Below are 12,859 nucleotides of genomic sequence, written 5' to 3'. Positions count from 1 at the left end.
TGCTTCGTGCTTTCCAGAATATTATGAACGGAGGGTTTTCTATGACAATCTATGAAACCATCAAGGCGGCAATCAGCGTCAAGCAAGCCGCCGAACACTACGGGCTGAAAGTGAGCCACAATGGCATGGCTTGCTGCCCGTTCCACAACGACAGGCATCCGAGCTTGAAGCTGAATGAGGACTATTTTTTCTGCTTCGGCTGCGGAGCCAAGGGGGACGTAATCGACCTTGTGGCAAGGCTGTTCGATCTGAGCAGTTATGAAGCAGCGCAAAAGCTGGCTGCGGACTTTGGACTTGACCCAAAACCGCCCACTGCCGCAGCTATGATCAAGCCGAAGCGTCCCTATATCCGTCAGTTACGGGAGGATGAAATGCTGTGTTTTCGGGTGCTGACGGATTATCTGCATCTGCTGGAAGATTGGAAAGTACGATACGAACCCAAGACACCGGAAGATGCTCTGGATGACCGTTTTGTGGAAGCCTGCCAGATGCACTGCTATATCGAATATATGGCAGATGTGCTGACGGTGGGTGATCTGGAAGAACGGGTGGCATTGGTGGACAAGCTGATGCAGGACGGCAAAATTGCTTTTCTGCAAGAGTACATCACACGAAAGAAAAAGGAGGTGGCGCACCATGGCGAAGAACCGGAAAACGCCTGATATGAATTTGCCTGTCTGGTTTGACGGGCAGAACATCAACGAAGCTCTGTTTTGTGAAGAATTTCTGCAGGAGCGCAGAATCATCTTCGCAAACGGAGCTTTTTTCACGCCCAATGGTCGAGTGACGGACGATCTCCCTCTGCGTGGGGAGATTTACGACAAGCTGAAATTCTGTGCCGTAAACAATATCCCCCGGAAGATCACCAACATTCTGGAAGTGCTGAAACTGGAAGCGCAAGTGCCGGACTTTCCACCGGAGCAGGATCGGATTCATTTGTCCAACGGTACGCTACTGCTGAACGGCACATTTACCGAGGGCAGACCGACTATCGTGCGAAACCGTCTGCCTGTTGTTTACAATCCTCATGCACCTACACCTGTGACCTGGCTAAAATTTCTGGATGGGGTGCTCCATGCGGAGGACATCCCCACTTTGCAGGAGTTTATCGGCTACTGTCTGATTCCTTCCAACAAGGGGCAGCGCATGATGGTGATTAAAGGCAACGGCGGCGAGGGCAAATCCCAAATCGGTGCGGTGCTGTCCGCTATATTCGGCACGAATATGAAAGACGGCAGCATCGGAAAAATTTCCGAAAACCGCTTCGCCCGTGCTGATCTGGAACACATCCTGCTGTGCGTGGATGATGATATGCGGATGGAAGCTCTGCGCCAGACCAACTATGTAAAATCCATCGTGACTGCACAGGGCAAAATGGACTTGGAACGCAAGGGCAAGCAGAGTTATCAGGGCTGGATGTTTGCTCGGCTGCTTGCATTCAGCAACGGCGATCTGCAAGCTTTGTATGACCGCAGCGACGGTTTTTACCGCAGACAACTTGTGCTGACCACCAAAGAAAAGCCCATGGACAGAGCCGATGATCCTGACCTTGCAGAGAAGATGAAAGCTGAAGCCGAGGGTATCTTCCTGTGGGCATTTGAAGGCTTACAGCGGCTTGTTGCCAACAACTTTAAGTTTACGGAGAGTGACCGTATCCGGGAAAACCGGGAAGCGGTCAAGCGTGACAACAACAATATCTTTGATTTCATGGATTCCGAGGGATACATCCAGCGTAAAGCGGATGCGTCCATCAGCTCCAAGGATTTCTATGAAATCTACCGGATGTGGTGCGAAGAAAATTCCCTTGCACCGCTGAAAGCCCGCAGCTTCAGCGACGCCATGATTGCCAATGCCGGGAGATTCAATCTGGAACATTGCAACAACATCACCAACTCTGCCGGACGGCGGGTGTGGGGATTTATGGGTGTGGAAGCTGTGGCAAGACCTCATATAAATGGGTTTTACGGAGATTCGCCGTGTACGTACGTACCGGAGGACATTCCGGAGGAATGGCGGCAGGTCGAGTAAATCCCATTGCTGGTACGTATGTACGCAGCAAAAGAGCGTGAAACGCTCGTTATAGAAACAGCACACATCCTCTCGTTCGGGCTGTTTCTATGTTCACAGGCTTTTGAAAAAGTGTCTGTGGACACCGGCTGCAAGAGGAAGTTGACACAGAACAGCTTCATGCAGACGGGGCTGACCATAGGAAAAGGCGCAGACATTTTCGCCTTGGTCAGCAGAGGTCACCGCAGTGACCGCATTCCCCCTCGGGAGAGCCCTCGGAGAGCCCACGGCACTTTGCAGCCAGTATGGATGAAAGTGTCATAGTGGGTTATTACACTTTGAAAAAGTGCTTCTCCGTAGCTCCCCGCTGTCTGCAAATCCCAAAGAAAGGGCAAAAATTCAATGGCAAGAAATGATGGAATAGATCGTACCGTAGCCCGGAATCAGGACTTGGAAACGCCTGCGGATGTGGCGAAGGTACAGGAACACAATGAGCGTGAAAAGGACAGCTACAGCAATCAGGACATCGTGCCGGAACGCACTTCTCTGAACGTCCATTTCAAAGCACCCACGGACGATTATGTAAAAATGTTTGAGCAGATGGAACAGGATGGTGTGATCTCCACCAGAGGTCTGAAACCCGATGCCGTCAAATACGGCGAGCTGGTTTTCGATGTGAACTCCGCTTACTTCTACAACCGCGGCGGCTATGAATTTGCAAAACAATTTTATGCCGATGCCTATAAAGCCGCTGCGGAGATCGTAGGTGGTGAGCAGTATATCCTCTCCGCTGTGATGCACGCCGATGAGCGCAACCGAGCAATGTCCGAAGCTTTGGGCGAAGATGTGTACCACTACCACCTTCATGTGGTTTATATCCCGGTGGTGGAAAAGCAGATACTTTGGTCGAAGCGATGCAAGGATGAAGCCCTCCGGGGAACCGTTAAGGAGGTCATCACACAGGTCAGCCGCAGTAAGAAATGGGAGTCCAAGCCGGTGCTTGACGAGGACGGTAATCCAATGTTGAACGCAAGAGGAAAAAAGATTTTGAGGTCATCCTACAGTGTGTTGCAGGATGACTTTTTTCATTTCATGCGAGTTGCCGGATATACCGATCTGGAGCGTGGAGAACGTGGAAGCACCGAGGAACATCTGACTGTGACCCAGTTCAAGGTGCAGGCAGAACAGCAGCGGCTGGAAGCTGTGACCGGGCAGGTGGCACAGGCAGAACAGAATTTGGAGGATGCCAAAGCTGACACAGCAAAACAGAAAAAGAAACTGGAATCTTTGCAAAAGGAAACCAAGGCGGCAAAGACCATTGCGCTGACAGTGCAGGACATTGAAGTAATGGGCAAAAAAGCCACATTCGGAAACAATATCACACTGACACCGGATGAATGCCGCACACTCAAAGATTATGCTGTCAGTAGCTTTGCGGAAAAGGCAGAGAAGATCAAGTACAAGCAGAAATTCGAGCAAGCGGAGAAAAGTGCAAAAACATGGAAGCAGCGGTACGATGCGCTGCATGAACAATATCAAGAGCTGAAAAAGAAAGCCCAACCCTTTCTGGATGCACTGGAAATCGCATCCGAAAAGGTTCGGGCTTTTATCAATTCTATCCTCATCAGAGGAAAGCAAACACAGGAACACGAACACCCTGCCCGGAAGCGTGGACAGGATATGGAACTTTGATGGAGGAATCGCCTATTGAAGAAATATTATGAGGAAGCGAAATATAATGCGGCATTTGACCGCTGTGTGGATGTTATGAGCCAGATGCTCCAGAAATATGGACATCAGGTTTTGGATAAATTGGAACAGGACGCACCGCAGGGAGTGGAGCATTCCGAGGAAAGTAATCAAGCGCAGCTTCTGACGGATAAGGCTGCGTAAAATTTGCAATGTACACGTTGCGTATTCGTTGCGGCTATGCTATAATGATTACGCAACGTGTACTTTTTGCTTTTATGGAGAAAAGACGGATGGATTGTAAAAACAGAATTATTAAGTTGCGTGAAAGCACAGGACTGAACCGGAAAGATTTTTGCAAGCTCGTCCATATCCCTTATCGGACTATGACCGAGTGGGAATTGGACAACCGCCATGCACCGGATTATGTGCTGTGGCTTTTGGAGTATTATATCCGCAACGAAGGACTTGTGGTAAAAGAAATGAATGAGGGAGGTGGAGATTCTGAAAAAGAAACAACTTAAATGCTATCTTTATACAAGAGTGTCCACCTCTATGCAGGTTGACGGGTACAGTTTGGATGCCCAGCGTGACAAGCTGCGGAAGTATGCGGCATACGAGGATATGATTATTGCCGGGGAGTATTCTGACGAAGGCTTTTCCGGCAAGAACATCCAAGGGCGGCAGGACTTCCAACGGATGCTGAACGATATCCAGGACGGCAAAGATGATGTTTCTTATGTGCTGGTCTTTAAGCTGTCCCGATTTGGCAGAAATGCGGCGGATGTTCTGAACTCTTTGCAGCTCATGCAGGATTTCGGTGTTAATCTGATCTGCGTGGAGGATGGCATCGACAGCTCCAAGGATGCCGGAAAGCTGATGATCTCTGTGCTGTCTGCGGTGGCAGAGATTGAGCGAGAAAATATCCGCACACAGACAATGGCAGGACGGGAGCAAAAGGCTCGTGAAGGCAAATGGAACGGCGGTTTCGCTCCCTATGGATACAAACTGGAAAACGGAAACCTTGTCATTGCAGAGGATGAAGTGGAAGTAATTCGTGTCATTTATGACCGCTACATTCACACTAATGAGGGTGTTGCAGGAGTTGCAAAATATCTGAACCGCAATGGTTATGTAAAGAAACTAAGACAGAATAACACCATTCCGGGATTTTCAAGAGATTTTGTGAAAAATGTATTGTACAATCCTGTTTATATGGGAAAGATTGCTTACGGCAGACGAAGAACTGAAAAGAAACAGGGTACAAGAAACGAGATGCACGTGGTTGAGCAGTCGGAGTTTCCGGTTTATGAAGGACAGCACGAAGCTATCATTTCTGAAGAGGATTGGTATCTGGCACAGGAAAAGCGCAAGATCAATTCCTTTAAGCGGGAAAAGGTCAACAATCCAGACCACGCACACATCCTGTCCGGTATCTTGAAATGCCCATGCTGCGGCAAGAGTATGTACGGCAATATCGCCAAGGCACACAGCAAGGACAAGAAAACACGGTATTATTACTACTGCAAAAATACGGTTACACCCACAGGGCATGAGTGTAGCTTCCGGCTCAATATCGAGCAGACGGAAATCAATAAATTTGTGGCAAAGATCATTTCCGCTATGGTCAATAATCCCCGATTTGTAGAAGCAATTCAAGCGAAAATCGGAACGGCGGTTGATACAGAGGATATGGAAAAGCAGATCGCCGTTCTGCAAGGACAGCTAAAGCAAGCCTTTGGAACGAAAAGCCGCTTGGAGCGTCAGATGGATACCTTGGACATCAACGATGCCCACTATGACAGAAAAATTTTGGATTTGCAGCGCCGATATGATGAACAGTATGATACGATAGAGGAAATCGAAGTTCAGATTGGCGAATTGCAAAGTCAGATACGCAGCATCCAGCAGGAGAAAATCTCCGGCGATAACATTTATCGGCTCTTACTGGCATTTGATGAAGTCTACCATTCCGCAACGGAAGCAGAACAGAAAGAGTTTATGAAAGCCTTTATCGAGCGAATTGAGATGTTCCCGGAAAAGAGAAAAGACGGAAGCTGGATAAAGAAGATTGTATTCAATTTCCCTGTGCCTATTGATGGCGAGGAAGTGAAAGAACTTCCCTTGGAAACTGAAACAACAGTCGAGACGGTTTGCCTTTTGGGTAGGAAAATAGTCAACGATAAGAATGTTGAGTATGCTCATGTTGATTATGAACCAAAAGATGCAGAGTATCTGAAAAGTGCTAAGGGTTCAGCGTCATACAGAGAAATCAAAAAGTGGATTAAGGAACAACATGATGTTTCTGTATCAAATCTATACATTGCTCAAGTAAAAGACAAATTAGGCTTTGGGAAGCGTGAAAATTATAATAAAGGTGCTGACGGTCATAGAGTACCGAACTGTCCAGCTGAGAAAGAAAAATTGATTCTGGAAGCGTTCAAGCATTTTAGAATGATATAAGAAAAAATCAGAATGAGAGAAAGTGGAGAACATCTGCTTTCTCTTTTTTTTGATGTTCTGAAAAAAAATTTTTTGAGCTGGATGCGTTGCTAGGCAACACGTTAAAAGTAAATGACACATAATTGGGTAGGAAAAGTATTGCAATTAGAAATTCAGTGTGCTAGACTTTTATTAAACCGTAAGAAATACAGTAAAATGGAGGAATAAAGATGGCAAAGCAAAAAGGTTGGACAAATTCAATTCCTGTTCAGGAAAGAACATTTCTTACCCAGAGAGAGCTTAGTAGATATACTGGCATCAGCTATGATTTAGTTAGAAAATATGTCAAGGGTGGGGAATTTGAAGATTATATTACAGTAGGAAAACAGAATAAAGTTATGGTTGATAGAATTGCTTTTGAAAATTTCCTTAAAGCAAAGAAACACATTGAAAAATAAAATTACATAAAAAATAGCAACTGTGAGTGGCATCACTGTTGCTATCAAGGAAGTTACCAAGAACTTCTTTCATTTATTATTTATGCTCATATATTAGCATATTTTCTTGGTGACTTCAAGAGAAAAACAGAAGATTCATGAAAACATGAAATCATGAGAAAGGACGTGTTGATATATGACATACGAAAATTTAATTTTAGAAGCAACAGATGATATTTTGGATAATTTTGTAGGTACATCGTTTGTGCCGAGTGTGGTTTCAGAGGATGTTATTAACGCTTGTAATAATGAAATCATTATGGAAAACACAACTCGTGTACATACGGGTTTTACGAAGTATAAACAGTTGACTACCTTAACAACGGTACAGGTTGCAAGGATTTTGTTGAAATTAGAAGAAGTAAAACAGATTGATACAGGAACTGATGTGCACAACAATGATAAATTGTTATTAGGTGTGTATCAGAAAAGCGGTGATGACAGAGGAACATATATCACAGGAAATACAGATTTGCGACGTTTAGCACGTAATTATAAACCGTCAATGACTACAAAGGAATTCAATGAAGTGTGTAGCATGTTGCATGATACAGCACCAATTGTTAAACGTTGTGAAGAAAAAAATCTTGTTGCTGTTAATAATGGTATTTTTCATTATGATACAAAAGTGTTGGAATCATTTACACCAGACTTGGTATTTTTGACTAAAATACCTGTTGATTATAATCATGCTGCTCAGAATATTGTTATTCATAATCCGATTGATGGTACAGACTGGGATATTGAGAGCTGGATGATTGATATGTTTGATAATGATACAGAAGTATCGGAATGCTGTTGGGAGTCAATCGGAGCTTGTATTAGACCATTGCAAGGATGGGATAAATGTGCATTCTTCTATGGAGAAGCCGGAAACGGTGGTAAAGGTACAATTTGTTCTTTGATTCGTAATTTGCTGGGTAGAGGTGCAGTTTCGTTGCCTTTATCTGATATGGACAAGCGTTTTAGTTTAGAACCAGTATTACATGCAACAGCGATTATTACAGATGAAAACAAGGTAAATGAATATCTGGACGATGTGAGCAATCTTAAAGCACTGATTACCAATGATGTATTATCAATCGAAGCAAAGTTCCAGATGCCTGTGAGTTTCAGATACAAAGGATTTATGATACAGTGCTTGAACGGTATGCCGAAAGTAAGAGATAAATCCGATTCATTTTACAGAAGACAGTTGTTCTTGCCGTTCTTTAAGTGTTTTACAGGGAAAGAACGTAAGTATATCAAGAATGATTATCTGAAGCGTAAAGAGGTTCTTGAATATGTATTATACAGAGTGTTGAACATGAATTATACAACATTGAGCGAACCTGCAAAGGCTAAAGAGCTGTTAAGAGAATACAAAGAATTCAATGACCCTATTAGACGTTTCTTGTCTGAAATGTTGCCAGAATTGAAATTGAATAGAATTCCAATGACAATGTTGTATGATTTATATAATGCATGGTATTGTAAACAGAACAATAATAAGCCTGATGGAACAAATCAGAATACTTTTACCAGACAGGTAAAACAAGTCATTAGTGATTATACAGCGGAGTCAGGGTTTGTGTTTGCAAATGATACAAAGATTAACTTTGATAAAGACAATTTGGAACCATTGTTAAAAGATTATAAATTGTATCACTGGATTGATGGAAGATATTCAGAAGCGGATAATTTTGGCGTTAGAGTAGACCCTGCAAAGAGTGGAAAATATAAAAGCGTAATTATGCGTAAGTAATACATAGAATTCATGTGCGAAGGAAGTAACGAGCAATCGTTACTTTTTTTGTGCATGAATTTCACTGGGGGTTGGGGGTGTAGCCACCAAAAAAAGAAAATGAAAGCGTGATACAGTTCATGTTGAACATAAAAATGGTTCCCCTTTGGTTCCTCAAGATGCGTCATTGAGCATAGATAGTATCAAAATGATACAAAGCGAAAATGGCTCATTTTGACTTGACAAAGATAATATCAAAATGATGCTAAGTACAGCAAAAAATGCTCGAAAATCGTGTTTTTGGGTGATTTTTTGTAAAAAGGGGAACCAAAGGGGAACCAAGGGGGAACCGCTGAATCCGTTGGTAGACAACGACTTTAGCAAAAAGTTCCCTTTTACAAAAAAACAGGGGGAACCAAAAGGGAACCGCTGAATCCATTGCTGGATAACACATTTATACAAAAAGTTCCCTAAGTTCCCTTTTTTTTAATAATACATACGTGAGAAACATATAACATGCTTTTCTTTGTATGTCCATTATTATTTTTATTTTTTTTTGTGGGAGGGTGAAAAAATTTCTATATAAGAGTTCAGAAAAAGGGGAACTTCAGGAACTTTTCCGTAAATCCGTTGGTGGGTAACGGATTTGAAGTTCCCCCCAGGGGGAACCAAAATTATTGATTTTAACTTATGAATTTCGATAAATCTGTTGCTGGACAACAGATTTGAAAAAGTTCCCTTTTGGTTCCCCTTTTCGGGAACCGTTATTTCCATACCGGGAACATTTTCAACACTGTATGATTCTATCATCCATTCATTTCTATATGTAATCAGCAGAACAATTCAAAACATATCGTTTAACACGCCGTATGACCTCACCACGCGTATAAAATCATGAATCTGTAAAACTATTCGATTTTCTAAAAAATCTTCACTACGGGCTTATTTTCAATTAAATACGGCATATTGAAACATGATAGCAATTTTAAATGTGTATTTGGGTAGGAAAAAAACAGCTTGAAATTCACTGCGTTATCATGATATAATGTTTTCATGAAAACATGAAACAATGAAATCATGAAAGGAGCATGAATCATGAAGAACATATTGATTATCAACCGTAAGGGCGGTGTTGGTAAGACATTGGTTGCAGATGAGCTTGCTTTTGCTTTGGATGTCAAGAATGTTCCGTATTGCTTTTATGACCTTGACGGTCAGGGCGGTACACTGCATGAACCTGTTGAAATGGATAATGCGGATATATCAATTATTGATACACCGGGTTCATTACAAGGTGAAATGGGTGAATGGGTCAAGGATGCGGATGTGGTTATTGTTCCGATGCGTCCAAGTGTAACGGATATGCCAGCTACGGAAACAACGATTGACCTTGTAAAGCGTAATGCACCAGATACACCTATTGTGTATGTGGTTAATGGTACAAATAGATTTAAAGCTACAAAGGAATTTATGGAATTTTTCAAAGAAGAACATAAAGATGAACCAATCTATTGTCTGCCACAAAGTGAAGCGTTTGTACAGTCAAGGCTTGCAAATCAGTCGGTGGTTGCATATAATCCAAGGCTTCCAGCTGCATTGGCTACAAGCGTGCTGACACATGGCGTATGGAAAATCTTAAAATTGAAATTCTAATGAAATCATGATAAAATGAAATCATGAAAATTGAATTAGCAGTAGTAGCCGACTTTGTGGGATATGTGGGTAACTCGTAGAGTTATCCATATTTTCCACAAAGTTCAGAAAGGAGATTTTAAGATATGACTGAAAATAGATTTAAAGCTCGTCAGCAAAAGCGAGCTGTTGAGGAAGAATCACGTCTGGAACAGGCAAAGGGTGGAACTACATCTGTATCTGGAAAAAATCATGGAAATCAGAAAATGGTTCCTGTCCAGTTCTATATGACAAATGATATGAAGAAAAGATTGAAAATGTATTGTCTGTCTAATGATACAAAGATGACAGATGTTTTGAATAAAATGACAGATGAATTTTTGAAATCACAAGGATTTTAATGAATTCATGAAATCATGAAATTGTAAAAACAAGGAGAAAATGATATGGTTAGAAAGAAAAAATACACAGTTGGGAGTGTGTGTTCAGGTATTGAAGCCGCATCTGTTGCTTGGAAACCACTGGGATATAAATTTGAGTGGCTTTCAGAGATAGCAGATTTCCCATCAAAAGTATTAAATCATAAATATCCAGATGTAAAAAATATAGGAGATATGGTTGAGATTCCAAATAAGATAAGAAATGGTGAAATTGTGGCTCCAGATATAATTTGCGGTGGCACCCCATGTCAGGCATACAGCTACGCAGGCTGGAAAAATGGTTTAAATGATAATAGAGGAAATCTTACATTAAAATTTGTTGATATTATAGAAGCAAATGATGAAGTAAGAGCAAAAGCAGGGTTGTCAAAGACAATTGTATTTTGGGAGAATGTTGAAGGCGTTTTAACTGATAAAACTAATGCTTTTGGTTGCTTTATTTCATCATTAGCGGGCTTACCTGCCGTTATGAAAAATAATGGTAGGTGGCCTGCGGCTGGGATGCTTAGGGGTCCAGAGCGAAATGTAGCTTGGCGAGTATTGGATGCAAAATATTTTGGACTTCCACAGCAGAGACGAAGATTATATGTCATGGCAGGTGGAAAAGATTTTCAGCCTGAGAATGTATTATTTGAAGAACATAAAAATAAATCATTACCAGAATTTCCGGATTATCCTTTGACATTTCAAAAAGATGGGCATTTTTTTGAGATTTTTCGTGGTTATACAGATTGTTTGTATTCATCATATGGTACGAAATGGAATGGAAATGCGGCTGCAAATAATGGTTCGTTATTTGTTGTTCAAGATGATAGACTTAGAAGATTGTCTCCGTTGGAATGTGAACGTTTAATGGGATTTCCTGATAATTATACCCAAATTACAGGTGCAAGACGAACCAATAGGTATCAAGCAACGGGAAATTCTTGGGCTGTTCCGGTTATTAAGTGGTTAGGAAAAAGATTAATGAATCCTGCCTGCATTCTTTCACAGAATCCAATTCCTATGAAAAGTGACAATGATATGGAATATCATGATTTTAGCAAAGGAATAATTCAGTTGAATAGTACAGAGTGGTTGAATTGTTCAAGTAAGCCTGAAAAATGTATTTTTGGTGATATGTCGGAAATTGTATCAGCTGATGCTCCAAAAGAAATTTACATTTCGCCCGTTGGATGTTATGGTATTCTTAGACGAAGTAGAGAACGAAATCTTGCAGTTAACGAGCGTTTGGAAATCATTTTGGATAGAATTGCTAGAGAAATGTCGGTTGATGATATTGAAAAATATTCATTACGTCAACAACGTGGAAAATACAGTTTAGGAGGCAAAAAAAGTGAGTTATGATTTTGAAAATAAAACAGTAAATAGGAATATAAGAACATCTAATTTATTTAGAATTGATAAAATGGAAGACTATTATCTTGCTGTTAGATTTAAATATCAAGGCTATATTTGGAATGGTGCAGTTCCAATAAAAGCGAAATATCAAGGTGTAGATATTCCGCTTACAAAAGATGATGTTTTTGAGTGGACGCAATCTTGTTATGAAGCATTAGACCCAGGGAAATATGGTGTTTGGCAAGCACAACAGACAGCATTTTGGGATACTACAAATGCAGAAGATACACATCTTGTTTTTGATGCGTTGAATGGAACAGAACCTATTACAAAATGGCTGTGTCGTAAATGTGGACCTGTTCCAAAAGTTAATCCGCAGGCTGGTGCAAGAATTAAGAAATTAAAAGAGTATGGGTATCATATTGCAACAGTAAAAATGGAATGTAGTGCTTGCGGACGAAAACAGTATTTTGATTTGCTGATACGATTACCAAGGCATCCTGCTGATAATCAAAAACGTTTTTCAATTTCAGTAGCATTGAGAAATAAAATTTTGAGTACATTACCTTTAAAGGATGCTTGTTTTGAAACAGTATTGCAACCTAATGAAGCAATAATCGACCATAAATTTCCTTCATCAAGATGGGTGAATGGTGAAACAATTAATGAAACGGATATGCCGGTAGAGGACATTCAGAAAAAGTTTCAACTTTTGACTAATCAAACTAATTTACAAAAAGAGCGTTATTGTCAGCGTTGTGTGACAGAGGGCGTAAGAGGTGATTTTTTTGGAATTGAATGGTACTATGAGGGTGACAAAAATTGGAACGGAACGTCAAAAGCTGATGAAAATGGTTGCATTGGGTGTCCATGGTATGATTTACATAAATGGAAAGAAGAATTTAACAAACATTTGAAAGATGAAGAAAGATGAAGAAAGATGAAGATGTATGATATTAAAAAATTAGACTATCTTCATGGAGTGAAATCTGTTATATTTACATTGAACAATTAAATAAAAAAGTTCACGAGAGAATGTCCGATATGAAAAAATATCTACGCAGTACGGTGTAGAAAACCGAATTGTT

12 protein-coding genes are annotated in these 12,859 nt (G+C 41.2%); all 12 read left to right on the top strand.

What is annotated here, in order from left to right; all coding sequences use genetic code 11:
- The first annotated feature begins 41 nt into the window (after positions 1 to 41).
- Positions 42 to 662, top strand: coding sequence for a CHC2 zinc finger domain-containing protein (locus H8S17_RS12165; protein WP_117576310.1), 621 nt, complete (start codon positions 42 to 44; stop codon positions 660 to 662).
- Complete coding sequence (locus H8S17_RS12160) at positions 637 to 2,028, top strand: DNA primase family protein (RefSeq protein WP_117576309.1); 1,392 nt, start codon at positions 637 to 639, stop codon at positions 2,026 to 2,028. The genes H8S17_RS12165 and H8S17_RS12160 overlap by 26 nt, the downstream gene beginning before the upstream one ends.
- A 381-nt stretch (positions 2,029 to 2,409) precedes the next feature.
- Positions 2,410 to 3,699, top strand: a complete 1,290-nt coding sequence (locus H8S17_RS12155; protein WP_186867517.1) for a plasmid recombination protein — start codon at positions 2,410 to 2,412, stop codon at positions 3,697 to 3,699.
- Positions 3,700 to 3,714: 15 nt separating this feature from the next.
- A complete protein-coding gene (locus H8S17_RS12150; RefSeq protein WP_021683581.1) occupies positions 3,715 to 3,900 on the top strand; it encodes a hypothetical protein in 186 nt (61 codons plus the stop codon).
- Between the two features lie 89 nt (positions 3,901 to 3,989).
- Positions 3,990 to 4,220, top strand: a complete 231-nt coding sequence (locus H8S17_RS12145; protein ID WP_040894231.1) for a helix-turn-helix domain-containing protein — start codon at positions 3,990 to 3,992, stop codon at positions 4,218 to 4,220.
- Positions 4,201 to 6,159 (top strand): recombinase family protein, encoded by a 1,959-nt coding sequence (locus H8S17_RS12140; protein WP_186867551.1) that lies wholly within the window; start codon positions 4,201 to 4,203, stop codon positions 6,157 to 6,159. Before H8S17_RS12145 ends, H8S17_RS12140 begins: the two co-directional genes overlap by 20 nt.
- A gap of 209 nt (positions 6,160 to 6,368) precedes the next feature.
- Positions 6,369 to 6,596, top strand: a complete 228-nt coding sequence (locus H8S17_RS12135; RefSeq protein WP_117854749.1) for a MerR family transcriptional regulator — start codon at positions 6,369 to 6,371, stop codon at positions 6,594 to 6,596.
- Positions 6,597 to 6,771: 175 nt separating this feature from the next.
- Entirely contained in the window at positions 6,772 to 8,379 is a 1,608-nt protein-coding gene (locus H8S17_RS12130; RefSeq protein ID WP_186867516.1) for a DNA primase family protein, read from the top strand.
- Between the two features lie 1,074 nt (positions 8,380 to 9,453).
- The gene (locus H8S17_RS12125) at positions 9,454 to 10,011 is read left to right on the top strand and encodes a ParA family protein (protein WP_186867515.1); all 558 of its coding nucleotides are present in this window, start codon (positions 9,454 to 9,456) and stop codon (positions 10,009 to 10,011) included.
- 125 nt (positions 10,012 to 10,136) lie between these two features.
- Positions 10,137 to 10,391 carry a plasmid partition protein ParG gene (locus tag H8S17_RS12120; RefSeq protein WP_186867514.1) on the top strand — a complete coding sequence of 85 codons (255 nt, stop codon included), beginning with the start codon at positions 10,137 to 10,139 and terminating at the stop codon, positions 10,389 to 10,391.
- Positions 10,392 to 10,436: 45 nt separating this feature from the next.
- Positions 10,437 to 11,777 (top strand): DNA cytosine methyltransferase, encoded by a 1,341-nt coding sequence (locus tag H8S17_RS12115; protein WP_186867513.1) that lies wholly within the window; start codon positions 10,437 to 10,439, stop codon positions 11,775 to 11,777.
- Positions 11,767 to 12,705 (top strand): hypothetical protein, encoded by a 939-nt coding sequence (locus H8S17_RS12110; RefSeq protein WP_186867512.1) that lies wholly within the window; start codon positions 11,767 to 11,769, stop codon positions 12,703 to 12,705. Before H8S17_RS12115 ends, H8S17_RS12110 begins: the two co-directional genes overlap by 11 nt.
- Positions 12,706 to 12,859 lie beyond the last annotated feature (154 nt).

The sequence above is a fragment of the Roseburia zhanii genome, from assembly GCF_014287635.1.
GTDB lineage: Bacteria > Bacillota > Clostridia > Lachnospirales > Lachnospiraceae > Roseburia_B > Roseburia_B zhanii.
Note: the sequence above shows the minus strand (reverse complement) of the source record. Positions and strands in the feature narration are given on the sequence as shown.